We start from the raw sequence: 26,635 nt of genomic DNA, 5'->3' as shown, positions 1-26,635 counted from the left end.
TTTACACCCAATGTTACACAAATTTGACTTTGTTAAAAGATTTGAAAAAAATACAATAACATACGATGTAAGTATCTTTTTTATATTAATTTTATAAATTAATTACCCCCTAATTAGTGTGAGTTTAAATATTGAACAAACCCGGAACCTGAGTAACAATGAGGTTTTAATAACAAGGGCGCTGTATTACCGTTACAGTAGCTGGTTATTGGGATATTTAATTGAATTGGTGAAGGACAAGGATATTGCCGAGCAATATTTGGTTGATATTTTTAAAGAAGTACCCAAACACCTGGAAGATTTTGACGGGCCAGATACCCTGAGATGGAAAAATTTACGAAAACTGGCCCAAAGCAAACTACGTGGAGTGCGTGTGCGCAATACTAACAAAGATATAATGTCGAGCGAACGCATAAAGTTTGACGGCTTTGTGAGCAATTTAACTATTGAGCAACAAATTGTGTTTTGCGGTGTTTATTATTATCAAAAATCAACTTCAACCCTTGCGCAGGAATTGAATATAGCCGATACCGACGTGAAAAGACTATTAAAAGAAGCTTTTACAATGATTAAAAATGGATAAGAGGGTACACGATTTTATTGAAAGCGGCATCCTCGAAGCGTTTATTACCGGTGCCACCTCTGATGCTGAGGAGCGTAAAGTACTGGAAATGAAACAGCAGTTTCCGGCTGTAAAAGAAGCTTTAAGTGAGATTGAAAGTGATTTGGAGCAGTTGGCACAACGTATGGCCGTACCGCCGCCACCACAAATATGGGATCGGATTGAAAGTGAAATAAACGGTTTGACCGTTACCGCGCGGCATTTGCCCGATACACCCGGCCAGGATGAAAATTATAGTGGAAATGGCAGAGCAAAAAAAGGCTCTGACTATATTGAGGTTGAAGGTGCATCCAGCCACATGCGCATACACAAAATATGGCGTTGGATATTTGGCGCTGTATTTTTGTTAGGGAAAATATTTTTGGGTTTTGCCATATACTATTACCTCGAAAACCGCCAGATAAAACAGAGCATAGAAGAACTGCGGTTAGAGATACGACAATTGAAGGGAAGATAGTTAGTTCATGGTTCATAGATGATGGTTCATGGTAGCTGCCAAATTCCGGCTATGAACTATGAACCATCAACTATGAACTTAAAACATTAATCCCCATCAAGCAAATTACCCAATCCTCCTAAAATACTGCCCTCCTCTTTACGTGCACCAACGCCATAACTGAGTATACGGCTGGCCAAACGGCTAACCGGCAGGGTTTGTATCCACACTTTACCCGGGCCACGCAGGGTTGCAAAAAATATACCCTCACCACCAAATATTTTGTTGCGTATACCGCCAATAAATTCAATATCAAAATTTACGCCGCTGGTGTAGCCTACCAAACAACCGGTATCAATTTTAATGAGTTCGCCGGGTTGCAAAGTGCGTTCAAACACGTGGCCGCCTGCATGCATAAAGGCCATACCATCGCCTTGCAAACGTTCCATAATAAAACCCTCGCCGCCAAACAAGCCGGTGCCCAGTTTACGCTGAAACTCGATATTGATAGCTACTCCCTTGGCCGCGCATAAAAAGGCATCCTTTTGGCAAATAACCGATCCGCCTAATTGCGATAAATTTAAAGGGATAATTTTACCCGGATAAGGAGATGCAAAGCTCACGCGTTTTTTACCATGCCCGATGTTGGTAAACGCGGTCATGAACAAACTTTCGCCAACCAGTAAGCGTTTACCGGCACTAAACAGTTTGCCCATTAAGCCGCCACCTTGCTGCTGGCTGCCATCGCCAAAAATGGTTTGCATTTGTATGCCTTCGTCCATCATCATAAACGCGCCCGATTCGGCAATGGCGGTTTCGCTCGGGTCGAGCTCAACTTCTACGTATTGCATTTCTTCGCCAAAAATGCGGTAGTCAATTTCGTGGTTTTGCATGGTGTTTTAGTGTTTGTTAGTTAGATGCTTTGTTGATGATGAAATTACAAATAATTTGAAAAAAGGATTGAAGTTTCAAAATTCCCCTCTTGAGAGGGGGCGGGTTGGATTGCGCGAGGCAGGGGTGTGTCAGTACGCTTGCATGAAAAAACCTATCCTATAACATGACACACCCCTCCACCCCTCTCAAGAGGGGAATCGCACCATCCCCCCTAAAAGCCAGCACCTCCACTCTTTAAACCTTTGCTTAAAAAATTAGCAAAATTACCGTTACCTTTATGCTGTAATTAAAAGGTATGGCCACAGAAGTAAAATGTCCTAATTGCAGTCACAGCTTTCCAATTGAGGAGGTAATGACCGAGGAGTATAAAAAGCAGCTTCGTAACAAAATGCAGCAGTATACCCAGCAAAAGGAAGATGAGTATAAGAAAAAGGATGAGGAGTACGCCATTAAGCAGCGCCAGCAGCAACAGCAGTTTGAGCAACGTTTGGTAGAAGAAAAGCGCGAATTGCAACAGGATATGGAGCAAACGCTTCGCCGTACCATTCAGGCCGATATGGAAAACCAAATGCACATGCTCGAAAACTCCCTGAAGGAGCAGGACGAAAAGCTGCGTGCATCGCGCCAAAAAGAGCTGGAATTTTTACAAAAAGAGCAAGGCTTAAAACAGCGCGAAGAAGAACTGGAACTGGTGACCGAGCGTAAATTACAGGAACAGCGAGAAGCCCTGGCCGAGCAGATACGCAAGCAGGAAGCCGAAAAATTCTCCCTGCGCGATAACGAATACCAGTTTAAGGTAAAAGAATTGGAAAAGCAACTGGACGACCAAAAAAAGCTGGCCGAAGAAATGAAGCGCAAAGCCGAGCAAGGCTCGATGCAGTTGCAGGGCGAAGTGCAGGAGCTGATGCTGGAAGAACAGCTACGCAGTTACTTTCCGTTTGATATGGTGAGCGAGGTGGGCAAAGGTATACGCGGGGCCGATTGTATACAAACCGTGCGCAACCAGTTTGGGCAGGAATGCGGCAAAATCATCTATGAAAGCAAACGCACCAAAGAGTTTGGCGGCGACTGGATAGAGAAGCTAAAAAAAGATATGCGCGCCATGGGTGCCGATATTGCCGTTATTGTTACCCAATGCTACCCTAAGGATATGGAATGCTTTGGCGAGAAAGACGGCGTTTGGATATGTTCGTTCAGCGAGGTAAAGGCGGTATCGTACGTGTTACGCCAGGGCGTAATGAAAACTTCGGCCATTATAAAGGCACAGGAGGGTAAAGGCGATAAAATGCACCTGCTGTACGATTACCTCACCAGCAGCGAATTTAACGAGCAATGGAAAGCCCTGCGCGAGGGTTTTGGCAGTATGCGCCTGTCTATTCAGCGTGAGCGCGAAGCCATGGAAAAACTATGGAAGGTGCGCGAAAAGCAACTGGAAAAAGTATTATTAAGCGCGGTACACATACAGGGCTCCATTGAGGGTATTGCCGGTAGCGAGAACATACAATTGAGCCTTACCGATGACGATGATACATTGATGTTGGGATAAGCATAAGGTTTTTGTTAGGCAAACAATAGGGCGGTTTGGTTGTCGGTTAAATGATTACCAAACCGCTTTTAAAGTATTCCCCTCTTGAGAGGGGGTGGGCAAGGTTGAGTATTGGCAGGGGTGTGTCATTTAAACTTTTCAGGTTAAAAATGACACACCCCTCCACCCTCTCAAGAGGGGAAGCGCACAACCCACAGCACCATTCTTTTAAAAGCGGTTGTTTGAAAACTGCTTTTGAATGCAAAAAACTTTTATAATTATACCACTCTTACTGCTGGCGGGGTTTACGGCCCGAGCTCAGTTTAACGACACTACAAACTACCATGTTGTTTTTAACGGCACCGGAACCGCCAACCGGGCGCCCGAGGGCAATACTTATTTGCTCAATAACGGACTAAGGTTTGAAATGAAAAAGGAGAGCATCGCCCTTAACGCTACCAACACCTGGGTGTATGGCAAATCAAACGGCGCGCTAACCAATAATGATTATTCTTCATCGGTAGACTTTAACTTGTACAAAGCCATACCTCATGCTTATTATTGGGGGCTGGCTAATTATAATACCAGCTACTCGCTTAAAATAAACAACCAATTGCTGGCCGGTGGTGGTATTGCTTACAGTATTTTAGATAAACCCAACGCTTACCTTAATTTAAGCGATGGTATACTTTATGACCTTAGTGATATTAATACCAGCGATACCACGCGCGAGTTATATTACACCTACCGAAACTCATTAAGGCTGCAAATGCATTTTGTATTTAATAATTTAATTACCATTGATAGCGGCAACTTTTGGCAACCATCATTAACCCGCAAAAATGATCACATCATACGCACAAATTTTGCCTTAGGTTTTAAGATCACCAACTGGCTGGCGCTAAACAGTTCGTTAACCTACAACAGAATTACCCGTACCAAGGCCGAGAATACGCTGCTTACCTACGGCCTTAAGCTCGAAAAGTTTTTTTAGGTATTACTTCAGTTCGGCCAGCAGGTTATCAATGTCTAAACGGCGGGTAAACATGGTTAAGTTACCGGCTTCATCTTGCGGCCATAGCTCTTTGGGGCGGTCCCAGTAAAGTTCTACACCGTTAAGATCGGGGTCGTTCAGGTAAATAGCTTCTGATACGCCATGGTCTGACGCGCCGGTAATATGCTGGTACTTAACATCAATTAAACGTTGCATTATAGCAGCAAGGTCTTTGCGCTCGGGATATAAAATTGCGGTATGATACAGGCCGGGATAGCGATCAGGTGCAGGTTCGGAGCCTAAGCTGTGCCAGGTGTTCAACCCAATATGATGATGATAGCCCCCTGCCGAAATAAAAGCGGCCTGCTCGCCATATTTCATTACCAGTTCAAAACCTAACAGGCCGCAGTAAAAAGCAATGGAGCGTTGCAGATCACTTACTTTTAAATGCACATGACCAATACGGGTTTGTGCAGGAATTGTGTAGCTCATGTAATTATATGTTTAAACATCAAATTTAAGATATACAACTGTTACCTTTGTACCATGATTGTCAAATCTGCTGAATTTATTTGCAGTAACACGCAAATATCAAAACTACCCCCTCCCGAAAAACCGGAGTACGCTTTCATTGGTCGCTCCAATGTAGGTAAATCTTCGTTGATTAATATGCTGACCAATAAAAAAGGGTTGGCCAAAACGTCGCAAACGCCTGGTAAAACCCAGCTCATAAATCATTTTTACATTAATGAGCATTGGTACCTGGTTGATTTACCCGGCTACGGCTATGCCCGTATATCAAAAACCAAAAAAGAGGATTGGAACAAATTTATCCGCACCTACCTTGATAAACGGGAGAGTTTGCAATGCGTGCTGGTACTGATTGATAGCCGCCTGGAACCGCAAAAAATAGACGTGGAGTTTTGCAATTGGCTTGGCGAAAAGGGCTTGTCGTTTGTGGTGGTATTTACCAAGGCCGATAAACAGTCTGGACTAAAAACCGACCAGAATGTTGCACTTTTCCGTAAAGCGTTACTGGAAACTTTTGAAGAAGCACCTCCGTTTTTCATCACATCATCTGAAAATAAATTAGGTAAAGATGAAGTGCTGGGCTTTATTGATGAGATAAATAAAACGTTTGTTAAGCCTGATTATAAGAGGTTTGATTAGTGAGTTTTAATTTTTTCAGTATGCCTGAAGTTTTCCCCTCTTGAGAGGGGCAGGGGTGTGTCCTTCAAAGCGAGCAGCTAACAAACTAAGAGTGCGTCTTCTCGAAGTGATTAATTAATTTAGCATATAAAATGCCACGCAAAATAATCCCCTACAAAGCACACCTAAAGGAACTTGCAAGGCAGTTAAGAAACAATAGTACTCCCGCAGAAATAAAACTTTGGCAAGAGTTGCGGAACAAACAGTTTCACAACTATGATTTCCAACGACAAAAGCCCTTGCTGAATTATATTGTCGATTTTTACTGCGCTGAGTTAGATTTGGTGATTGAAATAGACGGACGTTATCATGAGGGCATTAGCGAAGCAGATGCTCAACGTGATGCAGAGTTAGGTATTTACAATTTGACTGTAATTAGATTTAGTGAGTTTGAAGTAATAAATGACATGTTCAATGTTTTGAAAACGCTGGAAGCATATTTAGAAGAGTTTAAAAGCAGGGTTTGATTTGTATATGTAATGACACACCCCTAACCCCTCTCAAGAGGGGAAACATGTTGGGAGATTTGCATGTGTACATGACACACCCCTACCCCTCTCAAGAGGGGAAAAAGATTGATTGATAAAAATGAAAAAATACTTTTCCTTAGTTACGTTTTCGCATACCATATTTGCTATGCCGTTTGCCTTTATTGGCTTTTTTTTGGCGGTATCTACAACTGAGCATACTTTTAACTGGGTAAAACTACTGTTGATGCTATTGTGTATGGTATTTGCCCGTAACTCGGCCATGGCCTTTAACCGCTACCTCGACCGCGATATTGATGCGATGAATCCCCGCACCAAAGTGCGTGATATTCCTGCGGGGCGAATCACTCCTTCAAGCGCGTTGATATTCACGCTGGTTAATTGCAGTTTGTTCATCATCACTACTTTATTTATTAACAAACTGTGCTTTTACCTGTCGCCGGTGGCATTGCTGGTGGTGCTGGGTTACAGCGCAACTAAACGGTTTACGGCGCTTTGCCATTTGGTGTTGGGCTTAGGGTTATCATTGGCACCCATTGGTGCCTACCTGGTAGTAACCGGAGAGTTTGCTATGCTGCCGGTATTCTTTTCGTTAGCGGTGGTGTGCTGGGTAAGCGGGTTTGATATTATTTACGCCCTGCAAGATGAAGACTTTGACCGCAGCAATAACCTGCACTCAATACCGAGTGCCTTAGGTACGGTAAGGGCCTTAAACTTGTCTACTTTTTTGCATGTACTCTCGGCCATATTTATCATTTTGCCGGCTGTTTTTTACGAGTTTAGCTTTGCCTATTATATTGGCATTGCGGTCTATTGCAGCATGCTGGTATATCAGCACCGTTTGGTTAAACCAAATGATTTAAGCCGCGTAAACTTCGCCTTCATGACTACTAACGGCATTGCCAGTGTAGTATTTGCTGTATTCTTTTTAATTGACAGGTTGTGGATACACAGATAGCCAATCAAAAGTTCAGGGCCGGTATGGCGCGCTTTGTTGATTTTACCGACGAAGAATGGCAGATATGCTCTCAACATGTTGGTTATCTCACTCTCAAAAAGAAAGAATATTTTACCGTTGCCGAAAAGATCGAAGACCGTTTGGGATTTATTATAAATGGCTCTGTAAGGTTTTTTTACATTAAGGATGGCACTGAGTTTACAGGCTATTTTTGTTTCGACCATGAATTTATAAGTTCTTATAAAAGTTTTTTGAAGCACGAACCTGGCATTAATTACATTCAAGCTCTGGAAGATACCGATCTGATTGTAGTTACCCGCAAGCAGTGGGAAACACTTTTGGCTAACCCGCAACTGGCTTACAAAATGGAACGCTTTGGCCGCCTGCTGGCCGAGCATTACCTTTGCTGCTATGAAGACCGTATTGCCTCCTTTGTTACCCAAACGCCAGAGGAGCGTTATTTAAAGCTCCTCAGTACTGGTAAGGATATTATACAGCGCATTCCTCAACATTATATTGCACATTTTTTGGGTGTAACCCATGTGTCGTTATCGCGCATACGCAAGCGTATATTGGTTGGCGAAAAATCTCTTTGAACCGGAATTATAAGAATTTTATTGAACTGCAGAATTTATCACTCCTGGATTAATGAGTAATTCAATTCTAAAAAAACACCAATCTACACCACTCTCTCACCACTCACAATTGCCCACTCACCATTCAACTACTCACCACTCAACCAAATTCTTATCTTTTGTTAACGTTTTGAGCATCAGCGCAGGTCTACCTTTGGCTTATCAAATACTCAAAACTATGCATATTATATTAGGAGCAGGCGGCCCGGTGGCTAACGCGCTTACCAAACAATTCATACAAGCTAATTTGCCGGTAAAGCTGGTGAGCCGCAGTGAGGTGAATTTTAATAACCCTAACGTTACCTGGCAAAAGGCCGACCTTACCCGGCAAGCCGAAGTTATAGAAGCAACCAAAGGCGCAACCGTAATTTACATGTGTGCCGGTTTGGTGTACGATAAAGACGTTTGGAAACAGCAGTGGCCCATAATTATGCAAAACATCATTAATGCTGCAAACAATGCCAATGCCCGACTCATATTTTTTGATAATGTATACATGTACGGGTTGGTTAACGGCCCTATGCTTGAAACCACGCCTTATAACCCCATTAGCGTAAAAGGAGAAGTGAGGGCTAAGGTAGCCGAACAATTGATGAGCGAGGTCAGTACCGGTAATCTGCAGGCTTCTATTGCCCGTGCTGCCGATTTTTATGGTGCCGAAAGCATGAACAGCTTTTTTGACATGATGGTGCTTGACAAATATGCCAAAAAGGAAAAAGCCATGTGGATGGGCAACGCTCAAACCTTACACAGTTTTACCTATGTGCCCGATGCTGGCGAAGCCATGTATTTGTTAGGCCAGCACCCCGAACATGATAATCAAATATGGCATTTGCCTACCGCTGCACCACTACAAGGCAAACAGTTTATTGAGCTGGCGGCCCGGGTGTTTAATACCAAACCCGGTTACACGGCGGTGAATAAGTTCATGCTGCAACTCCTGGGCCTTTTCAAAAAAACCATACAGGGCACGGTTGAAATGTATTACCAGTATGACCATGACTATATTTTTAATTCGGATAAGTTTGAGCGGGCGTTTAATGTGAAGCCTACAAGCTACGAGGATGGCATAAAACATCTGTCGCAAACTTTGTTTAAGCAATAATGAGTTAGGAATTGCAGTGGAAAGCCCGGAGTGCAGCGTAGCGAAACGAGGACTTGCAACGGAAAGCCCGACCCAAAGGGGAACTCCCAAATATAGTTCGAAGATCGTTTAACTGAATAAAAGTTTAGTGAGCGGACTTGAATTTGTTCAACATACGGCTTTATGTAAATTCTTACCTCAACACTTGCTTTATCATCGGCACATATGCACATTTGCACATACGCATATTTGAAAATGATAAACGCTAAAGAAAGAACATACATTCCCGCACAATTAGAAATAAAATGGGAAAACCTCGAACCGCTTTACAAAGAATTAAGCTCACGCAACATTAATTCGGTTGAAGAATTGGAACAATGGTTGCGCGACCGCAGCGAGCTGGAAGCTGCCCTGGAAGAGGATTTTGCATGGCGCTACATACGCATGACCTGCAACACGGCCGACGAAGACCTTCTGCAAAAATTCCAGTATTTTGCCACGGAGATTGAACCTAAAATTGCGCCTTACAATAATGAGTTGAACAAAAAACTGGTTGATAGTGAATTCATAGATCAGCTTGACCACGACAAATATTTTGTATACTTGCGCAGCATTAAAAAATCATTGGAGTTGTTCCGTGAGGAAAATATTCCGGTGCAAACCGAGATACAGCTTGAGCAGCAGAAATACCAATCAATAACCGGTGCCATGTCGGTTGAAATTGGGGGTAAGGAATTTACCTTGGAGCAAGCCGCCGCCATTTTAAAAGATACCGACCGCGCCAAACGCCAGGAAGCCTGGGAAAAGATAACTACCCGCAGGTTACAGGATAAAAAGCCATTAAATGAGCTTTTTGATTTATTGATGGTGCTTCGTCACAAGGTTTCTTTAAACGCAGGTTTCGAAAATTTTAGAGATTACATGTTTCAGGCACTGGGCAGATTTGATTACACCCCGCAGGATTGCTACGATTTTCATGCCGCTATTGAAACCGAGATGGTGCCCATTTTGCGCGAGCAAGCCCACAAGCGTAAAGAAGCTTTAGATTTGGATGCACTGAAACCGTGGGATATGGATGTAGATATTACCGGTAAACCAGCTTTAAAACCATTTGCCAATGGCGAGGATCTGGTGAACAAATCAATTCAATGCTTTAATAATATCGACCCATATTTGGGCGAACGTTTGGAGATCATGAAAGCCAATGGCTTGTTTGATGTAGAAAGCCGCAAAGGCAAGGCTCCGGGTGGTTACAATTACCCACTGGCCGAAACCGGTGCACCGTTTATCTTCATGAACTCGGCGAATACCTTCCGCGATCTAACCACCATGGTGCACGAGGGCGGCCATGCTGTGCATACTTTCCTTACCGCCGGATTGGAATTGAACGATTTTAAGCATTGCCCAAGCGAGGTAGCCGAATTGGCTTCTATGTCGATGGAGCTGATCTCGATGGATAACTGGGATGTGTACTTCAGCAACGAAGAAGAACTGAAACGCGCCAAACGCGACCAGCTTATCGACGTACTGAAAACCCTGCCTTGGGTAGCCGTGGTAGACCAGTTTCAGCACTGGCTATACACAAATCCCGATCATACCGATGCCCAGCGCACCGAAGCCTGGACACAAATTTATGAACGCTTTGGCGCAGGTTTTATTGATTGGAGCGAACACCCCGAGGCAGAAGAAAACCTTTGGCAAAAGCAGTTGCACATATTTGAGGTGCCGTTTTATTACATTGAGTATGGCATGGCCCAGTTAGGCGCTATTGCGGTATGGAAAAACTATAAAGAAAACCCGGAGAAAGGCTTGCAGCAATACCTTGATGCACTGAAATTAGGCTACACCAAAACCATTAAAGAGATTTACGAAACGGCAGGTGTGAAATTTGATTTCAGTGCCGGGTATGTAAAAGATCTGGCTGAATTTGTGAAAAGCGAACTGGAGAAAATCTAATTTTAGATTAAAGAGTACAGAGTCAGGAATCAAGACGCTGTACTCTTTAATAATATATTCACCACCTGTCATTCCGACCTAAGGAGGAATCCTATACGTGCGATAAGTTTACACACGTATAAGATTTCTCTATATCGTTCGAAATGACAACGAGTAAAAAGCTCCCCTATTTACTCCACCCCTACTTTAATGCTCTCTAAAATACCATCCCACAAAGCAATACGTGCTTGCAGGGCTGACTTAACGGCCTGGGTGGCTTCGGTCCATTTAGTTTCATCTTCACCGCAAAGTTCGGCCGTCATTTGGTAGGCCAGTTGTGAGTGATGGTCTCCATCTACTTCAATGTGGCGCTCAAGGTAGTAAAGCAGTAAATCAACTTTACCGGGGAACTGGCTGCTAATTTCTTTTACCATGCTGATAAACATATCCGGTATCAGATCCTCGCGGCCAAAAGTAAACACGGCTGCCTGTATATGGGGCTCATTAGTATCAATTACCTCGAAAGTATGCTGTACAAAGCTGCGGGCAGCCTGAGGTATATCGGCAATAATTAAGGCTTCATCAATGTTTTTACCATTTTGCAGCTCATTAAACAACGCTTTTATAGCATGCGCCTCTCCCCCGGCCTGCTGCATGGCCCGCAGGTAAAGCTCGAAATGGCTGGTGCGGTTGCCTTGCTCATCCACATCGCTTTCTTCGCCGGTTACAATTTCATTGATCAAGTAACGGGTATTGGCATTGCCTACGGGCATCCAAGGCACGTTGGTGCAGGTTAGCTTTTGCTGCAAGGCTTTCAGCAACGACATAAAATCCCACACGGCAAAAGCATGGTGCTCCATAAAGGCATTCAAATCATCAAGGGTTTGTATGTGCTGATACAGTTGATGACCGATAAGTTGTGCCCTTAAAGGCTCTATTTGTTGCTTTAACTGTGCTATCCGCGGATTTAAAAATGCCATAATGTATCTGTAAAAATTGGCCAAAGTTAAATTACCCCAACGAATAAAATTAGGGTAACAAATTTTTTGACCTGAATTTGATGGGATGTTTTTTAAAAGTCCTCCCTCCCGAGAGAATTTAGGTTGAGATTGGAGCTATTAGCGATGCCCTGTAACCGTAGCCATTTTTTCTTTGCAAACATCTAACAGCGAGGCAATATCACCGCGGCTGCCGTTGTTAGCCAATACGTGTTCAAAATCGGCTATGGCGGCTTTGAGGCCATTTACCACCTGGTTTTTATCATACCCGGCCGTCTGCATTTTGTACACAGCGTAATCCCGATAGGCCAAGCCCCGGCTTTGGAAATACACATCGTCGGATTTGATGATGATGGCCTTCCCCAAATCAGATATAGCGCCTAAATACATTTTTTCGCGCTCGGGGATAGGCAGCTGTACATCTTTAGCTAAATTGCTTTTAGCCTTTGAGCGGAAATAGTATGCGTCTTTATTAGTTTTATCAATGGCAATTACCTTAGAGTAGGCAGTAATCGATTTTTTATAATTTTCGCTGTGGAAGTAGGAGTAGCCCAGCATCCACAAGGCATTAGTGCTGTTCGAGTCAACAATACAGGCCTTTTCCAGCTGCTTAATAGCGGTTTTAAAGTCTTTATCCATCAATGCCTGGTATCCTAATTTAAGATAGGCGTTTTGGGCCGACGTTTCCATAGAAACAATCATGAAAGACAATATGACGGACAGTCTCATCATTTAATTACGCTGCTAAATCAATTTAACAATATAATAACTTGTAAGCAAGCTATTTATTGCGTGCTTTTTTCTTATGTGTAAAACTTTTTTCTAACAGGCAGAATGCTTATATTAAAACAGGCATGACGTTTTTTCACGACTACCGTTGGCAAGTATAGTAATTCAACTACAATTATCAATACAAATTGTTGTTTATGCACGTATCTACTATAAATTGGCATACTCAACTTTATTGGCATATGTATTGCCACATTAGCTCGTTAAGGCTCAAAAGCGTACTTTTGCAATGCCTCTACCAGCCTGTTCATATTCAGGCTGACAACTTGACGTTTTTTACTACCATTATATAGAAAGGGTATTTGATGAGTTTCGATCCGTTTGATTTTAAAAATGCATTACCAATTATAAACGAAGATTCAGAGTTCTTCCCGCTGATGTCATCAGAGGATGAAGAAGAGATGAATAATGAGCAAGTACCTGAAGTTTTATCTATTCTTCCTTTACGCAATACTGTTTTGTTTCCGGGTGTGGTTATACCTATTACTGTTGGGCGCGATAAATCTATCAAACTTATACGTGATGCCAATAAAGGCGACCGCCTGATTGGTGTGGTTGCCCAGCGCGATGTAAATATTGAAGACCCTGAGTTTGACCAGCTGCACAGCGTAGGTACCACCGCCATAATTGTTAAAATGCTGCAAATGCCTGATGGAAATACCACGGTTATTTTACAGGGTAAAAGGCGTTTCATTTTAAAAGATGAAGTACAAAGCGATCCTTATTTAAAGGCTAACATTGAACCTTTTAAGGATACCGTTATTAAAGAGGACAAAGAGTTTAAGGCCATGGTATCTTCGGTTAAAGACATGGCCATGAGCATCATACAACTATCGCCCAATATACCGAGCGAGGCAGGTATAGCCATTCGCAATATCGAGAGCACCTCGTTCCTCATCAACTTTGTGGCCTCTAACATGAATGCTGATATTGAGGCCAAACAACGCCTGCTCGAAACCCCGAGCCTGCGCGACCGTGCCAATATTGTGTTAGAGCATTTGACCACCGATTTGCAGATGCTGGAACTTAAAAACCAGATACAAACCAAGGTACGTACTGATTTAGATAAGCAACAACGCGATTACTTTTTAAACCAGCAACTTAAAACCATACAGGAAGAACTGGGTGGTAATACGCCCGATTTAGAACTGGAAAACCTGCGTGCACGTTCGCTTAAAAAGAAATGGGGCAAAGAGGTTAGCACCCATTTTAACAAAGAGCTGGAAAAACTGCAACGCATTAATCCTGCCGCGGCCGATTATTCTGTACAGATAAATTACCTGGAGCTACTGTTAGGTTTACCGTGGAACGAGTTTACCAAAGACAACTTTGACCTTAAACGCGCCCAAAAGGTGCTGGATAAAGACCACTTTGGTTTAGATAAGGTTAAGCGCCGTATTATAGAATATTTGGCCGTGTTAAAGCTGAAACATAACATGAAGGCCCCTATCCTTTGTTTAGTTGGCCCTCCGGGTGTGGGTAAAACATCGCTGGGTAAATCAATAGCCAAAGCTTTGGGCCGTAAATATATGCGCATGGCTTTAGGTGGTGTGCGCGATGAGGCCGAAATACGCGGTCATCGTAAAACGTACATTGGCGCCATGCCGGGCCGCATTATCCAGTCGGTTAAAAAAGCCGGTGCAGCCAACCCCGTGTTTATACTGGATGAGATCGATAAGGTAGGTAACGATCACCGTGGCGACCCATCATCGGCTTTACTGGAGGTGTTAGACCCTGAACAAAACAGCAGCTTTTACGACCATTATGTGGAGCTGGATTTTGACCTGAGTAACGTAATGTTCATAGCCACCGCCAACTCGTTAAGCAGCATACAACCGGCCTTGTTAGACCGTATGGAGATCATCGAGGTAAACGGTTACACCATCGAAGAAAAAATTGAGATAGCCAAACAACACCTGCTACCTAAACAGCGCGAAGCCCACGGCGTAAAAACCAAAGACGTTACCATAAAAAATGATGTAATGGAAAAGGTGATCGAGGATTACACCCGCGAATCGGGCGTGCGTGGTTTAGAAAAACAGGTAGGCTCTATTGTACGTGGTGTTGCCAAAAGCATTGCCATGGAAGAAGAATTTAGTGCTGTGATCAGCAAAAAAGATGTAGAACGCTTTTTAGGCGCTCCAATATTTGATAAAGATTTGTACGAAGATAACAACGTTGCCGGCGTGGTAACCGGCCTGGCCTGGACACAGGTAGGCGGCGACATTTTATTTATCGAGGCCAGTTTAAGTCCGGGTAAAGGGCGTTTAACCTTAACCGGTAGTTTGGGCGATGTAATGAAAGAATCGGCCACTATTGCGCTGGCTTACCTGCGTGCTCATGCTGCTTACTTTAACATCGATCAAAAGCTGTTTGAACAGTGGGATATACACGTGCATGTACCTGCCGGAGCTACCCCTAAAGATGGCCCATCGGCTGGTATAACCATGTTAACTGCCCTCACCTCGGCCTTTACACAGCGTAAGGTAAAACCTAATCTGGCCATGACGGGCGAAATTACCCTGCGCGGCCGTGTACTGCCTGTGGGTGGTATTAAGGAGAAAATACTGGCCGCCAAACGCGCCAATATAAAAGACATCATACTTTGCCAGAGCAACCAGAAAGACATACTGGAGATTAAAGAAGACTATATTAAAGACCTGCGTTTCCATTACGTAAAAGAAATGCGGGATGTAATAAACCTCGCCCTGCTGAACGAACTGGTAGCCGAGCCGCTTGATTTAACCGTTAAAGCCGACGAAAAGCCGGCCCTGCAATTTTAATTAGGTATTGGGTATTAGGTTTCATTGAGTATATTTAGTGCATAAATAATACTCAATGAAAACCTTATCCAAAATTTCTCTGGCAACTCTGCTAACGCTGTGCTTTTTTTGCAACCGTACACATGCTCAAATTGAAGAAGGCCCAAGGGCACAAAACGTTTATGCCGAACTGTTAGGCCCTGGTTTGCTATTCTCTTTAAATTACGACACCCGCTTTGGCAAGGCCCGCAATGGCTGGGGTGGTCGCGCGGGTGCCGGGTATGTATCGGCCGATGATAATTCAATATTAACATTACCGGTTCAGGTGAATTACTTATTAGGTAAAAAAGGCAAATACTTTGAAGTTGGTTTGGGCGCAACATTTATAAGTACCAATGGCAGCAATAAAGAAGACGATTTTTTTGTTTTTGACGATGTAAATACCACCATTGGCACTATGACCTTTGGCTACCGTTACCAACCCGTTGATGGCGGCTTTAACTTCAGAGCCAGCTTGAACCCTGTGTTTAACAAAAACAACTTTATCCCCTACTATTTCGGGTTGAGTTTTGGTTATACTTTTTAATAAATAATATTAAACAACAAAAGCCGGGTAGTTTATCCGGCTTTTGTTATTTTTAGAGCCTTAATTGGCCCCAATGAACTTTAAACAATTTGCTTTCAGTGTTTTACTGGGTATTGCAGCACTCCAATCGCTGGCACAGGTACGTACCCAGGAGTTTGGTTTTCAGTCTGATAATGATTCTTTTCTCGCTCAAGGCTCAGACCGGTATTACACCAACGGATTATTTGTTTTTTACCGCCGGGGTATGGATATTAAACGTATAGATAAGCTGGTAAATAAAGTATTAACCATTGAGGTAGGGCAAAAGATATTTAATCCTCAATCGGGCAGTATCACTGTTAATGGTCAACCCAACCCGGCTTATATCGATCGTCCTTTTGCCGGGTATTTGTATGCAGGCGGATCACTCAACCTGCTTTACCGTAACGAGAGCAATTTTAAGATAGGCGTACAAGTGGGCGTAATTGGGCCCTCGGCAAAGGGTGAGCAAGCCCAGCAGGTGATACACGATACCTTTGGCTTTTATGAGCTAAGCGGCTGGGAATACCAGATACGCAATACTCCGGTTATCAACTTATCGCTCGATTATAACCGCCTGCTGGCGCGCAATGAGTGGATTGATTTAACAGCATCGGGCATGTTAAATGCGGGCACTGCCTTTAATAACATTGCCGTTGGCCCTATGGTACGACTGGGTAACTTTAACCAGCTGTTTAACTCATACAGTACCCAAAGCACAGCCACCCGCAACGCCATTGCCCCGCTGCACAAAAAGGAATTATTTTTTTACTATAAACCTATGTTTAACTACATAGCATATGATGCAACGGTACAAGGTGCCCTGGTCAACAAAAAAGACGACCCGACCGGCATGGAAGTTACCGGCAAACCCGAACCCATTATGATCAGTCACCAGATAGGTGTAGGCTTTTCGGGCAAGCGCGTTAATCTGGGTTTTGAAGTGGCCGTGCATAGCAAAGACGTTAAAACGCAGCGTTACAACACCCACCAGTGGGGATCAATTAATGTGGCGTATAGGTTTGGAAAGTAAACCCGCTCATTTCGTTACGCGGCAAAAGTGGAAAGTGTGTGGAGTGTCGAAAAATCTTCTAAACCCGATTACTTGAAGTCTTCGGAATTATAATAAGGACAATTTGGTTTACATCACGAACCATGAAATCACAACATGTAAAATAAGGCCGTATCAAAAACACAATTAGCACAAGATGAAATCTATATTAATTAATTTAAAGTGAAGGTAATTTTGTTAAGCAAAATGAACATAACCATTTACCATCCGAATATTATTTTATATTTTTATACCACAAATTGTTGCTTATCACAAACATGTACAACATTACAAAAAAACTTCTCTTTACAGCAGTACTTGCTGGTATAATCTCATTTAACTTTTCGTGCAAAAAGGGCGACCAGGCTAACGAAAAAACAACGCTCAGCCAAAAAGAATTTGCTTTACAATTAGGCAAAAGCTTATACCAAAACTTTAAACAAGGCAGTGCTAAAACCGTAACTGCAACTAAAGGTAACCTATCATATGCCGAACGTACTGTCCCCCCGGCTTGCGGCGCCACTACCGACTCGATAATTAACAGCTATATATCGGCAAATGGACTTACCCAAACTGTTAAGGGCTTTTTAAAACTTACCTATTTATGCGGCGGCAACAACGTGTTTAACGGCTATGCTTTAAAAGATAGCATACACACCGTTAAAGAAACCGCAGCAGCCCGCGAAGAAATGACCGTTAAAGAAGATTATGTGGCCATGGGTAGCTTTGGCGTGGTAACTATTAACGGTAAGCAAACTTCGCACGTTCAATACAACAGTAAAACCGGAGATCAAAAGGTGATAGATCAGTATAACGACTTTACTCTGAAAGACCTTTATTATACACCTACGGGCATTCAATCGGCACAAATACCTTACAAAGCTAATGGTACCTACAACGGTACCGAATTTAACTTTGAAGGTTATATTCAGTTTTACTTCGATATAAAATTTGCAGTTTCAGTTAACGGACAAGTGTACTGGCTATACCCTGCCGACTGGAGCATTACCGAAAAAATTTAATTTCAGTATTTATTGATTTTATAGAAAGGCTTACTCTTAAAGTAAGCCTTTTTGTTTACTCATGGCCTATACCGCCCTTACGTAACTGCTTCTTCACTGATTGCATACGCTTTGCTTCTAATCTTTTAGCCTTGGCTTGTTTGCTTACCTTCAAGGCCTTGCGCGGCTTTTGTACATAAAGCGATCTTTCTAATATAACCAGCATCTTATCTAAGGCCCGTTCTTTGTTCATGAGCTGGCTGCGTTCTTCCTCGCTAAATACCTGCAGCAGGCCGTCTTTATTAAGGCGGTTTTGCAGTTTGCCAAGCATGAGTTCTTTTTGTTCGGGGGTAAATAACAGGGAGGCTTGTATATCAAACAGCAATTCAACTTTGGTTGACACCTTGTTTACGTTTTGGCCGCCTTTGCCCCCGCTACGTGATGCTTTGTAAGTTATTTCTTTTTGTAATTCGGATTTAGGAATATTCATTGTTCAAAACTAAGTTTAATTATTTATAGCACAAACATTCCCCTCTTGAGAGGGGGCGGGAAAGGCAGTGTGATGGCAGGGGTGTGTCTCTACGCTTGCAAGCCCTGTCCAACGTAATGACACACCCCTGCCCCTCTCAAGAGGGGAAAACTCCCTCTCGCAAATGACCAAGTTCATCCCCTGACCTTACATTTTCACGGCAACTTCCACAGCATTTTCGTACATTTACCGCTGTAATGAGCAAGAACATTGTGGTGGCTATCGACGGTTATTCGTCGTGCGGAAAAAGTACATTGGCCAAGGCATTAGCCAAAAAACTTCACTTTATTTATGTAGATAGCGGCGCTATGTACCGTGCCGTAACCCTGTATTTTTTACGCAATAACGTGGATATTAATGATGCGGAGCAAGTTACCGAAGCCTTGAAGAACATACACCTCAATTTTCACTCGCGCGATTATCAAACCCACATTACCCTAAATGATGAGGAAGTATCGGACGAAATACGCTTGATGCCGGTATCTGCAATGGTAAGTCCTGTTTCGGCCATACGCGAGGTGCGTAAGGAGATGGTAGCCCAGCAGCAGCGCATGGGTAAATCAAAAAACATTGTAATGGATGGGCGCGATATTGGCACCACGGTGTTCCCCAATGCCCAGGTAAAACTGTTTATGACCGCCGACCCTAAAGTACGTGCCGAGCGCCGTTACAAAGAACTACAGGCCACCAACCCTGATATTACCCTGGAAGAGATATTTGAGAACATTGCTCACCGCGATTACTCGGATACAACCCGGAAGGAAAGTCCGCTGGTGCGTGCTGAGGATGCCATCATATTGGATAATACCAATATTACGCCCGATCAACAACTGGCCTTTGCATTAGCTAAAGTAGAACCTTTTCTTAAGAAGTAACCACATCGCCATCAGGCTCAAACCTGACTGCCTCCACACCAAAACGGTTTAAAAAATCCACGCCTTCATCACTGGGGAGGCCTTTGTATTGGGCATACGAGTGCTCGTAATACACCTTGGTTATACCTGCCGAATATATTAATCGTGCGCATGGCAAGCATGGCGATAATGTGGTGTACATTGTCGCCCCTTCTAATTTAGCACCGTTTTTTACGGCGTAAAGTATCGTATTTTCTTCGGCATGCAGGGCCAGGGAGCAGCTTCCACGGGCATCACGCGGACAGCCGGTTTCGGGCCACTCCTCGTCACAGTTATGAGTGCCGGCAGGTGGGCCGTTATAGCCCACCGATATAATGCGGGTATCTTTAGTTAACACCGCACCTACCTGCGCCTTTACACAATGCGAACGCTTGGCCAGGTCACCAGCCAGGTTCATAAATATCTGGTCGAAAGAAAGTTTACTCATTATTAATTAATGGCCGCCTGCTGCCTCAACATGGTCAAGGTCGATGCCTTGTTTCCTCAATTCGCCGCTTACTTTCCAGGCAAAAAATGCCAGGTAAGCAAAACCTAATACAGGCACTATATATGATAAATGTATGCCGCTGGTATCGGCAAGAATGCCTTGTACCGGTGGAATAATTGACCCGCCTAAGATCATCATAATTAAGAACGCCGAGCCCTGGCTGGTATATTTACCCAAGCCAGTTACCGATAATGCAAATATTGAAGGCCACATAATTGAGCAGCATAAGCCGCCGCTTATAAAGGCAAAGGTAGCCACAATTCCGGTGGTAAATAAGCCTATGAGCATAAAAGCTACCCCCAGTAAACCAAATACGGTAAGGGTACGCGCCGGTTTTTGGTTACCAATAAAAAATGCAGCAATCATAACACCTACACATATAGCATATGGATACAGATGACTGATATTGGCTCCGGTTAAATGGTTAACCAACAATATAATTCCGAAAGCCACAAACGGCATAAGTATGGTTAAAACACGGTTGGTTACTGTAGTAAGTTTGAATGCGCCAACCGCACCAGCCCAACGGCCAATCATTAAACTACCCCAGTAAAGAGATATGAACGGCGAAATTGCCGATTCGTTATAGCCGCCAAACTCAGGCAACATTAGTAAAGCGCCCATGTTACTTTGTATGGTAACCTCGGTACCTACATACGTAAAAATGGCCAGCATACCATATATCAATTGCGGATACTGCATTGCTCCCCAACCCTGGCTATTTTTACGCGCCGATAACAAAGACCTGATCAAAGCCGAAAGAATGATGATCAACGATGCATATACAAAATAAGCTTGCGATAGCCCGGTTGCATTACTTAAAGGCCCTGCGGCTAAAATCAAACAAAAGGCAACAAAAATTACAAGTAAAGGAGTGTTAGCCTTACTGCTTTGCTCCATCTCTTCATCGCTGGTCACTTTAGGTAAGTCTGATTTCCAAAAGAATAACGCAACGGCAATAAACAAACCGGCCAAAATGTAATAAAGGTTATTAACTGCCGATATTTCAACCGTTGCATTCTCTGCGCCTTTGGTGGTACCAAACAACATTACCCCTACTATAATGGGGCCCATTAAGCCCCCAAAGTTATTTACCGCACCTGCAAAGTTGAGGCGGTGAGCACCTGTTTCGGGTTCGCCTAAGGCTATTACAAATGGATTTGCGGCTGTTTGCTGTAACGAAAAACCTACCGCAATTACAAAAAACGCAGCCAGTATAAAGCCAAACGCCCCTGAGCCAATGGCCGGAACCATACCCAGGGCACCAATTGCAGATATAATAAGGCCTAAAATGATACCATTTTTATAGCCTAATTTGTTCAGAATATCAACCTTGCTTGCCTGCGATGCGAAGTATAAAATTAGTGAACCAATAAAATATCCACCATAAAAAGTAAAATCAATAAGCTGCGACTCAAATTGTGTTAAATGAAAGTGAGTTTTACAAAACGGAATAAAAATACCATTTGATGCGGCCAGAAAGCCCCAAAAAAAGAAAACAGTTATTAGCGTGTAAAGGGCTGATCCATAGCTTTTGCTGGTTTTATATTCCATATCAGGGGAGAGTTAGTTGGTATTAAGTTGCTAACATAATACAATTTTTTGAAAATTTAAGCCACAACATTTACAACTCGGCAACAACATTATTACCTTTTTTTGTTTAATAGATTAGTTGCATATTCGCCGGGGCTAAAATTAATCCTGTATAATGATTGAAGCTATTGTTTCGGGAATAGGTATTGGACTGGTACTCACTTTTTTAACAGGTCCGGTATTTTTTTCCCTTATAAAAACCAGCATCGAAAAAGGCTTTCACGCCGGTGCCGCACTGGCTTTGGGCGTAGTTAGCAGCGATGTTGTATTTGTGGGAGCCATTATTTTCGGCTCACAATTTTTTGAAGTACCTGCATCCGCAAAAATATGGCTCGGGGTTATTGGCAGCATCATCCTCATCATTATTGGCACACACTATCTCACCAAAAAGCCCGAGGTTGATTATAATACCCACGAACCGGCCAAGATCAACCGGGCAGGTTACTTTTTAAAGGGTTTTTTGATGTGTATATTCAACCCTACCCTGCTATTTCATTGGATAACCGTTATTGGCACGGCCAGCACAATGTTTCACGAAGGTGTACATAACAGGCAGCTAAAAATTGCGGTCATGTTCATCACCATCCTTATTATCCAATTTGGCATGGATACCCTTAAAGCATTTTATGCCAACAAACTGCGTGATAGGATTTCAACCGCATTTGTACATCGCCTTAATTATGTAGCTGGTGCAGCACTCATCATTGCAGCCTTTGTAATATTTGATAAGCTGGTTACCCACTACCTGTTTGGCACCATTGCCGAGTAAAAATACTCAGGCACGACTATAAGCCTTTGGCTTCATCCCTACATGTTCCTCAAAAATCCTTGTAAAATGGCTCAAATTGGTAAAGCCAAGCCTGTAACCGGTTTCTGATACCGATAGCTGCTCTTGCCTAAGCAAACGGGCTGCTTCTTTCATCCTGAAGTGCTGATAATAACTGAATACACTGTACCCAAAAATTTGCTTAAACAAACGCTTGAGTTTGGTTGGGCTCATGCCTGCCTCAGCCGAAAGTATTGCGATTAAAGGCGGCTCACTTAATTTCATAATCATCGCATCTCTTATTTTATAAATAGCCTGAATGTCGCGGTTATTTAAAGGATAAAACTGCTTCTCGCTCCGCTTATCCAGCTCAATTAATAAACGACATATCAACTCCTCGGCCTTAATTCTTAAAAAGAAGAGCCGGAAGCTATTCTGAACCTTTTCGGTCACTATCTCGTCTACAATATTTTGTATAGCCGGATGCAGCAATTGCTCAAAAAGTAAGGGTGGAGCATCGCCCAATAACTTTTGTAAAACAGGTGATGGTGTTGTGTATTTAAACAGCCCGGCCAGGTAAGCTGTATCTACCTCAATATTTATAGTTTCGGTGTTGGAATGAATGGTAAAAGCATCTTCGGTATTTAACCTGCTGGTGGCTATGAGTACCGATGGAGTTTGTGATGCACGTGTCCTGTTTAAACCGGCAGCATTTTTAGGAAAAATCTTTTGAAACTTGAAGAACAGGATCTTACCCGGCCGCTTTTCGGTGTTCTCTATCAGCAAATCATGGTTAAGTTCGTAATCGCTGATGAGCATACGCAGGTGATCATTAAATACAAATCCGGCACAATAACCACTGCCAAACTCCTGCGGAATATCCAGCCTGTGTCCGCTCACTGTTGTATTTAATAAACCGGCAAACCTGATAAGCACGTTGGGTACACCGTTTTGTTCAACTTCCATTTGGTCTTTTATGACTAATATTTAGTCAAAATTGGGTATTTTATCTCTAAAAACATGAACATTTTTGCTTTCAGCAATTAAGCATCATATGTTATTACAAAATAAACAGGTGGCCATTATAGGTGCAGGTCCGGTAGGCCTTACCATGGCAAAACTATTACAGCAGCAAGGCGTAGCCGTAAACGTTTACGAGCGCGATAAAAACCCGCAAGCTCGTGTGTGGGGCGGCACTTTGGATCTGCATAAAAACTCGGGGCAGTTGGCTATGGCCAAAGCCGGGCTGTTGCAAAAGTACTACGACCTGGCTTTGCCTATGGGCATTAAAATAGCCGATGAACATGCCCGTATATTATTTACCAAACCAATTACTGCCCAAAACGCACATGATAATCCGGAGATAAACCGTAGCGAACTGCGCAAAATGCTGCTGAATAGTTTAGTTGCCGCTACCGTAGTTTGGGATAGCAAATTTACCGGCATGGAAGAGCACGACGGTAAATGGCTCATCCATTTTGAAGATAAGCCTGATGCCATGGCCGATGTAGTGATAGGTGCCAATGGCGGCATGTCGAAAGTGCGGGATTATGTAACCGTTGCAGAGATAAAAGCAACGGGATCATTCATTATACAAGGCGATGTACCACAACCCGAACAATGCTTACCTGAATTTTACAAGCTATGTAATGATCATCGCCTGATGGCCGCACATGATGGTAATATGCTGGTAGTGAATCCGCGTAATGGTAATTTATTGAGTTATGGAATTATCATGAAAACGCCTGAGGAATGGGCTGATGGAGGTGCGCCTGACTTTAACGACAATGACAACATAGTTAAGTACCTCACACAACGTTTTGCCGGTTGGAATGAGCGTTATCATGAATTATTTGATGCTACAGCATTTTTTGCAGGGATTACCACAAAAGTGGCTCCGCTTGATACCCACTGGAAAACCGATCGCCCGTTGCCGATTACGCTGATCGGTGATGCCGCTCACCTGATGCCGCCTTTTGCCGGTATGGGTGTAAATACAGGGTTGCTGGATGCGTTGAGGCTATCAGAAAATCTCACTGATACTAAGTATCAATCAATAGAAGATGCAATAGGCGCATACGAGCAACAGATGTTTAGTTATGCTTTTGCAGCACAAGCAGAAAGCCACAAAAATGAAATGGAGATGCGTGACCCCAAATTTAGCTTCCGACAATTGCTGGGCATTTAAACCATCCTCTGAATACGAGCAGACCTAAAGCTGTTTTCTATTTAAAATAATGGTAGAACATACGCCGGAAAGTCGAACCCAACAAAAAGCCCCGGCAAAACCGGGGCTAAATATTGGAAGTGAATCAATCTCTATTCACCAAATTACATATAAGCACGTTGGTTTTTACCTTCCATCCAGTTGGCAAAGGCACGGTTTACTACTTTGTTGCCGCCCGGAGTTGGGTAGTCGCCCGAGAAATACCAGTCGCCCAAATGATCAGGGCAAGCTTTGTGCAGGTTATCTAACGTTTGGTATATAACGTGTACTTCGGCATTGATCTCTTTAGGGGTTATGATCTTAGCTATACGGTCTGAGATCTGCTGATCGGTAAACGGAGAGTAGATGGCTTTTACATAGTTCTCTACATCTTCCTTAGGTAATTCGGCCGATGCTTTTGCTTTTTGGTAAGCATCCAATAAAATATCTTCCTGTCCGGTTTCTTTTAACAAACTAACGGCTGCCTCAAAGGCTACAAACTCACCCATGCGCGACATATCAATGCCGTAACAATCAGGGTAACGTATTTGCGGGGCCGATGATACCACCACGATCTTTTTAGGACCTAAGCGGTCTAAAATTTTAAGGATACTTTGCTTTAAGGTTGTGCCACGTACAATAGAATCATCAAGCACCACCAAAGTATCGGCACCTTTGTTTATTAAACCATAAGTGGTATCGTAAACGTGGGCAACCATCTCGCTGCGGTCGGCATCCTGGGTAATAAAAGTGCGCAGTTTAACGTCTTTAATGGCTATTTTTTCAACGCGCGGGGCAAGGCTCAACACTTCGCTCAACTCCTCGTCGGTAATCTTATCGTCACGGTTAAGCAGGCGGTCGCGCTGGTATTGTTTAACGTATTTGTTTACGCCTTCAACCATGCCGTAAAAAGCAATCTCGGCAGTATTAGGAATGTATGAAAATACGGTATTTTTGATGTCGTTACCAACCGCATCCAATATTTGCGGGCATAATAAACGGCCTAATTGCTTGCGCTCACGGTAAATAGAGGCATCGCTGCCGCGAGAGAAATAGATACGCTCGAACGAGCACGATTTTTTTTCTTTAGGCTCGCTAAACTGCTCCTCACTTACGCTACCATCTTTTTTGATGATAAGGGCGTGGCCAGGCAGCACCTCTTTAATTTTATCTAACGGAATATTGAACGCAGTTTGAATAGCAGGACGCTCAGAGGTAGCCACCACGATCTCATCATCAATGTAGTAAAACGCCGGACGAATACCCGATGGGTCGCGCATAATGAAGGCATCACCATGACCTAAAATACCGGCAATGGTATAACCACCATCCCAGTTCTTGGCCGATTTACGGAGTATTTTAGCAACATCCATATTATCACCTATCATTTTACTGATCTGGATATTATCGTCGTTGCCCTCGCGTTTAAACTGATCAAACAGGCCCTGCACTTCGCTATCGAGGAAGTGGCCTATTTTTTCCAGCACCGTAACGGTATCTGCCTTTTCTTTAGGATGCTGACCCAACTCGTACAATTGCTGTAATAACTCATCAACATTGGTCATGTTAAAGTTACCGGCAATTACCAGGTTACGGGTCATCCAGTTGTTTTGACGTAAGAATGGGTGACAGTTTTCGATACTGTTTTTACCGTGAGTTCCGTAACGAAGGTGACCTAACAGCACCTCACCGGTAAAGCTGATGTTTTCTTTCAGCCACTCGGCATCCTTCATTTTTTCGGGATACTCTTTTTCTACATCGGCAAATTTCTTTTGGATGTACTCAAAAATATCGGCTACGGCATTACTTGCCATAGAACGGTGACGACTAATGTATCGCTTTCCAGGTTCTATATCTAACTTAATGGTTGCAACACCCGCACCATCCTGGCCACGGTTATGTTGTTTTTCCATTAGCAGGTATAGCTTGTTTAAGCCATAAAGTGCCGTACCATATTTTTGCTGATAGTATGAGAGGGGTTTGCGCAGGCGAATAAAAGCTACGCCGCATTCATGCTTAATCTGATCGCTCATGATTTGAAATGAAGCCACGAAGGTAAGACTTTTTCCGGGTTGTTAATCCCCGAAATGTCATTAAAAAGCATTAAAACGGTCAGCTTATTATTACAAAGTTAACACTCCCATAATCAGAACAT

The 26,635-nt window shown here is 43.2% G+C and carries 26 protein-coding genes; 17 read left to right on the top strand and 9 right to left on the bottom strand.

Annotated features, from left to right (window positions below; genetic code table 11):
* The first annotated feature begins 118 nt into the window (after nucleotides 1-118).
* On the top strand, nucleotides 119-583 hold the full coding sequence (locus QE417_RS19585; protein ID WP_311952671.1) for an RNA polymerase sigma factor: 465 nt from the start codon (nucleotides 119-121) through the stop codon (nucleotides 581-583).
* A complete protein-coding gene (locus QE417_RS19580; RefSeq protein WP_311952668.1) occupies nucleotides 576-1,079 on the top strand; it encodes a hypothetical protein in 504 nt (167 codons plus the stop codon). The genes QE417_RS19585 and QE417_RS19580 overlap by 8 nt, the downstream gene beginning before the upstream one ends.
* Nucleotides 1,080-1,165: 86 nt before the next feature.
* Here QE417_RS19580 and QE417_RS19575 read toward each other — a convergent pair whose 3' ends face one another.
* Nucleotides 1,166-1,951, bottom strand: a complete 786-nt coding sequence (locus tag QE417_RS19575) for a TIGR00266 family protein (RefSeq protein WP_311952665.1) — start codon at nucleotides 1,949-1,951, stop codon at nucleotides 1,166-1,168.
* Between the two features lie 296 nt (nucleotides 1,952-2,247).
* Here QE417_RS19575 and QE417_RS19570 point away from each other — a divergent pair, with 296 nt between their 5' ends.
* Both QE417_RS19570 and QE417_RS19565 read left to right on the top strand, forming a co-directional pair.
* Nucleotides 2,248-3,498 carry a DUF2130 domain-containing protein gene (locus QE417_RS19570; protein WP_311952662.1) on the top strand — a complete coding sequence of 417 codons (1,251 nt, stop codon included), beginning with the start codon at nucleotides 2,248-2,250 and terminating at the stop codon, nucleotides 3,496-3,498.
* Between the two features lie 238 nt (nucleotides 3,499-3,736).
* Nucleotides 3,737-4,471 (top strand): DUF481 domain-containing protein, encoded by a 735-nt coding sequence (locus QE417_RS19565; protein ID WP_311952659.1) that lies wholly within the window; start codon nucleotides 3,737-3,739, stop codon nucleotides 4,469-4,471.
* A gap of 3 nt (nucleotides 4,472-4,474) precedes the next feature.
* On the opposite strand, the gene QE417_RS19560 is transcribed toward QE417_RS19565, so the two are convergent.
* Nucleotides 4,475-4,963, bottom strand: coding sequence for a VOC family protein (locus tag QE417_RS19560; protein ID WP_311952655.1), 489 nt, complete (start codon nucleotides 4,961-4,963; stop codon nucleotides 4,475-4,477).
* Between the two features lie 54 nt (nucleotides 4,964-5,017).
* On the opposite strand from QE417_RS19560, the gene yihA reads away from it, so the two are divergent.
* From yihA to QE417_RS19530, 6 genes are all read left to right on the top strand, one after another.
* Nucleotides 5,018-5,641, top strand: a complete 624-nt coding sequence (gene yihA, locus QE417_RS19555) for a ribosome biogenesis GTP-binding protein YihA/YsxC (protein WP_311952653.1) — start codon at nucleotides 5,018-5,020, stop codon at nucleotides 5,639-5,641.
* Between the two features lie 131 nt (nucleotides 5,642-5,772).
* A complete protein-coding gene (locus QE417_RS19550) occupies nucleotides 5,773-6,147 on the top strand; it encodes an endonuclease domain-containing protein (protein WP_311952650.1) in 375 nt (124 codons plus the stop codon).
* Nucleotides 6,148-6,268: 121 nt separating this feature from the next.
* Nucleotides 6,269-7,126 carry a 4-hydroxybenzoate octaprenyltransferase gene (locus QE417_RS19545; protein WP_311952648.1) on the top strand — a complete coding sequence of 286 codons (858 nt, stop codon included), beginning with the start codon at nucleotides 6,269-6,271 and terminating at the stop codon, nucleotides 7,124-7,126.
* Nucleotides 7,111-7,722, top strand: a complete 612-nt coding sequence (locus QE417_RS19540; RefSeq protein WP_311952645.1) for a Crp/Fnr family transcriptional regulator — start codon at nucleotides 7,111-7,113, stop codon at nucleotides 7,720-7,722. The genes QE417_RS19545 and QE417_RS19540 overlap by 16 nt, the downstream gene beginning before the upstream one ends.
* Nucleotides 7,723-7,939: 217 nt before the next feature.
* Nucleotides 7,940-8,866 carry an NAD-dependent epimerase/dehydratase family protein gene (locus QE417_RS19535; RefSeq protein WP_311952642.1) on the top strand — a complete coding sequence of 309 codons (927 nt, stop codon included), beginning with the start codon at nucleotides 7,940-7,942 and terminating at the stop codon, nucleotides 8,864-8,866.
* Nucleotides 8,867-9,100: 234 nt separating this feature from the next.
* Entirely contained in the window at nucleotides 9,101-10,801 is a 1,701-nt protein-coding gene (locus tag QE417_RS19530) for a M3 family oligoendopeptidase (RefSeq protein WP_311952640.1), read from the top strand.
* Nucleotides 10,802-10,971: 170 nt separating this feature from the next.
* Here the strand turns inward: QE417_RS19530 and QE417_RS19525 are convergent, their stop codons facing one another.
* Together QE417_RS19525 and QE417_RS19520 are read right to left on the bottom strand one after the other, a co-directional pair.
* Complete coding sequence (locus QE417_RS19525) at nucleotides 10,972-11,760, bottom strand: DUF3050 domain-containing protein (RefSeq protein ID WP_311952638.1); 789 nt, start codon at nucleotides 11,758-11,760, stop codon at nucleotides 10,972-10,974.
* Nucleotides 11,761-11,898: 138 nt separating this feature from the next.
* A complete protein-coding gene (locus QE417_RS19520) occupies nucleotides 11,899-12,468 on the bottom strand; it encodes a tetratricopeptide repeat protein (RefSeq protein WP_311952636.1) in 570 nt (189 codons plus the stop codon).
* 404 nt (nucleotides 12,469-12,872) lie between these two features.
* Between QE417_RS19520 and lon the strand changes: the two genes are divergently transcribed.
* The 4 genes from lon (at nucleotide 12,873) to QE417_RS19500 (ending at nucleotide 18,006) form a co-directional block, all read left to right on the top strand.
* Nucleotides 12,873-15,350, top strand: coding sequence for an endopeptidase La (gene lon / locus QE417_RS19515; protein WP_311952634.1), 2,478 nt, complete (start codon nucleotides 12,873-12,875; stop codon nucleotides 15,348-15,350).
* 55 nt (nucleotides 15,351-15,405) lie between these two features.
* Nucleotides 15,406-15,915, top strand: coding sequence for a hypothetical protein (locus QE417_RS19510; RefSeq protein ID WP_311952632.1), 510 nt, complete (start codon nucleotides 15,406-15,408; stop codon nucleotides 15,913-15,915).
* Nucleotides 15,916-15,988: 73 nt separating this feature from the next.
* Nucleotides 15,989-16,966 (top strand): lipid A deacylase LpxR family protein, encoded by a 978-nt coding sequence (locus tag QE417_RS19505; RefSeq protein WP_311952630.1) that lies wholly within the window; start codon nucleotides 15,989-15,991, stop codon nucleotides 16,964-16,966.
* A 296-nt stretch (nucleotides 16,967-17,262) separates the two neighbouring features.
* Nucleotides 17,263-18,006, top strand: coding sequence for a hypothetical protein (locus QE417_RS19500; protein WP_311952627.1), 744 nt, complete (start codon nucleotides 17,263-17,265; stop codon nucleotides 18,004-18,006).
* A gap of 55 nt (nucleotides 18,007-18,061) precedes the next feature.
* Here the strand turns inward: QE417_RS19500 and arfB are convergent, their stop codons facing one another.
* Nucleotides 18,062-18,475, bottom strand: coding sequence for an alternative ribosome rescue aminoacyl-tRNA hydrolase ArfB (gene arfB, locus QE417_RS19495; RefSeq protein ID WP_311952625.1), 414 nt, complete (start codon nucleotides 18,473-18,475; stop codon nucleotides 18,062-18,064).
* A gap of 236 nt (nucleotides 18,476-18,711) precedes the next feature.
* Here arfB and cmk point away from each other — a divergent pair, with 236 nt between their 5' ends.
* Entirely contained in the window at nucleotides 18,712-19,389 is a 678-nt protein-coding gene (gene cmk / locus QE417_RS19490) for a (d)CMP kinase (RefSeq protein WP_311952623.1), read from the top strand.
* On the opposite strand, the gene QE417_RS19485 is transcribed toward cmk, so the two are convergent.
* Complete coding sequence (locus QE417_RS19485) at nucleotides 19,379-19,855, bottom strand: deoxycytidylate deaminase (RefSeq protein ID WP_311952620.1); 477 nt, start codon at nucleotides 19,853-19,855, stop codon at nucleotides 19,379-19,381. The two genes, cmk and QE417_RS19485, sit on opposite strands and share 11 nt — an antisense overlap.
* A gap of 6 nt (nucleotides 19,856-19,861) precedes the next feature.
* Nucleotides 19,862-21,469, bottom strand: a complete 1,608-nt coding sequence (locus tag QE417_RS19480; RefSeq protein ID WP_311952617.1) for an MFS transporter — start codon at nucleotides 21,467-21,469, stop codon at nucleotides 19,862-19,864.
* 154 nt (nucleotides 21,470-21,623) lie between these two features.
* Between QE417_RS19480 and QE417_RS19475 the strand changes: the two genes are divergently transcribed.
* Nucleotides 21,624-22,277 carry a LysE family translocator gene (locus QE417_RS19475; RefSeq protein WP_311952615.1) on the top strand — a complete coding sequence of 218 codons (654 nt, stop codon included), beginning with the start codon at nucleotides 21,624-21,626 and terminating at the stop codon, nucleotides 22,275-22,277.
* Nucleotides 22,278-22,283: 6 nt separating this feature from the next.
* Here QE417_RS19475 and QE417_RS19470 read toward each other — a convergent pair whose 3' ends face one another.
* Entirely contained in the window at nucleotides 22,284-23,240 is a 957-nt protein-coding gene (locus tag QE417_RS19470; protein WP_311952612.1) for a helix-turn-helix transcriptional regulator, read from the bottom strand.
* Nucleotides 23,241-23,328: 88 nt separating this feature from the next.
* Here QE417_RS19470 and QE417_RS19465 point away from each other — a divergent pair, with 88 nt between their 5' ends.
* On the top strand, nucleotides 23,329-24,462 hold the full coding sequence (locus QE417_RS19465) for an FAD-dependent oxidoreductase (RefSeq protein ID WP_311952610.1): 1,134 nt from the start codon (nucleotides 23,329-23,331) through the stop codon (nucleotides 24,460-24,462).
* 143 nt (nucleotides 24,463-24,605) lie between these two features.
* Here the strand turns inward: QE417_RS19465 and QE417_RS19460 are convergent, their stop codons facing one another.
* Entirely contained in the window at nucleotides 24,606-26,513 is a 1,908-nt protein-coding gene (locus tag QE417_RS19460) for a class II glutamine amidotransferase (protein WP_311952607.1), read from the bottom strand.
* Nucleotides 26,514-26,635: the final 122 nt, after the last annotated feature.

Origin of the sequence: Mucilaginibacter terrae, assembly GCF_031951985.1 — a bacterium.
GTDB classification, from domain to species: Bacteria; Bacteroidota; Bacteroidia; order Sphingobacteriales; family Sphingobacteriaceae; genus Mucilaginibacter; species Mucilaginibacter terrae_A.
This window is presented reverse-complemented; position numbering and strand designations above follow the sequence as displayed.

Excerpts from the sequence above, each read along its gene's own strand:
- QE417_RS19580 (WP_311952668.1), top strand. The coding sequence starts at position 576 with ATGGATAAGAGGGTACACGATTTTATTGAAAGCGGCATCCTCGAAGCG.
- QE417_RS19575 (WP_311952665.1), bottom strand. The coding sequence starts at position 1,951 with ATGCAAAACCACGAAATTGACTACCGCATTTTTGGCGAAGAAATGCAA.
- QE417_RS19570 (WP_311952662.1), top strand. The coding sequence starts at position 2,248 with ATGGCCACAGAAGTAAAATGTCCTAATTGCAGTCACAGCTTTCCAATT.
- QE417_RS19565 (WP_311952659.1), top strand. The coding sequence starts at position 3,737 with ATGCAAAAAACTTTTATAATTATACCACTCTTACTGCTGGCGGGGTTT.
- QE417_RS19560 (WP_311952655.1), bottom strand. The coding sequence starts at position 4,963 with ATGAGCTACACAATTCCTGCACAAACCCGTATTGGTCATGTGCATTTA.
- yihA (WP_311952653.1), top strand. The coding sequence starts at position 5,018 with ATGATTGTCAAATCTGCTGAATTTATTTGCAGTAACACGCAAATATCA.
- QE417_RS19550 (WP_311952650.1), top strand. The coding sequence starts at position 5,773 with ATGCCACGCAAAATAATCCCCTACAAAGCACACCTAAAGGAACTTGCA.
- QE417_RS19545 (WP_311952648.1), top strand. The coding sequence starts at position 6,269 with ATGAAAAAATACTTTTCCTTAGTTACGTTTTCGCATACCATATTTGCT.
- QE417_RS19535 (WP_311952642.1), top strand. The coding sequence starts at position 7,940 with ATGCATATTATATTAGGAGCAGGCGGCCCGGTGGCTAACGCGCTTACC.
- QE417_RS19530 (WP_311952640.1), top strand. The coding sequence starts at position 9,101 with ATGATAAACGCTAAAGAAAGAACATACATTCCCGCACAATTAGAAATA.
- QE417_RS19525 (WP_311952638.1), bottom strand. The coding sequence starts at position 11,760 with ATGGCATTTTTAAATCCGCGGATAGCACAGTTAAAGCAACAAATAGAG.
- QE417_RS19520 (WP_311952636.1), bottom strand. The coding sequence starts at position 12,468 with ATGGAAACGTCGGCCCAAAACGCCTATCTTAAATTAGGATACCAGGCA.
- lon (WP_311952634.1), top strand. The coding sequence starts at position 12,873 with ATGAGTTTCGATCCGTTTGATTTTAAAAATGCATTACCAATTATAAAC.
- QE417_RS19510 (WP_311952632.1), top strand. The coding sequence starts at position 15,406 with ATGAAAACCTTATCCAAAATTTCTCTGGCAACTCTGCTAACGCTGTGC.
- QE417_RS19505 (WP_311952630.1), top strand. The coding sequence starts at position 15,989 with ATGAACTTTAAACAATTTGCTTTCAGTGTTTTACTGGGTATTGCAGCA.
- QE417_RS19500 (WP_311952627.1), top strand. The coding sequence starts at position 17,263 with ATGTACAACATTACAAAAAAACTTCTCTTTACAGCAGTACTTGCTGGT.
- arfB (WP_311952625.1), bottom strand. The coding sequence starts at position 18,475 with ATGAATATTCCTAAATCCGAATTACAAAAAGAAATAACTTACAAAGCA.
- cmk (WP_311952623.1), top strand. The coding sequence starts at position 18,712 with ATGAGCAAGAACATTGTGGTGGCTATCGACGGTTATTCGTCGTGCGGA.
- QE417_RS19485 (WP_311952620.1), bottom strand. The coding sequence starts at position 19,855 with ATGAGTAAACTTTCTTTCGACCAGATATTTATGAACCTGGCTGGTGAC.
- QE417_RS19480 (WP_311952617.1), bottom strand. The coding sequence starts at position 21,469 with ATGGAATATAAAACCAGCAAAAGCTATGGATCAGCCCTTTACACGCTA.
- QE417_RS19475 (WP_311952615.1), top strand. The coding sequence starts at position 21,624 with ATGATTGAAGCTATTGTTTCGGGAATAGGTATTGGACTGGTACTCACT.
- QE417_RS19470 (WP_311952612.1), bottom strand. The coding sequence starts at position 23,240 with ATGGAAGTTGAACAAAACGGTGTACCCAACGTGCTTATCAGGTTTGCC.
- QE417_RS19465 (WP_311952610.1), top strand. The coding sequence starts at position 23,329 with ATGTTATTACAAAATAAACAGGTGGCCATTATAGGTGCAGGTCCGGTA.
- QE417_RS19460 (WP_311952607.1), bottom strand. The coding sequence starts at position 26,513 with ATGAGCGATCAGATTAAGCATGAATGCGGCGTAGCTTTTATTCGCCTG.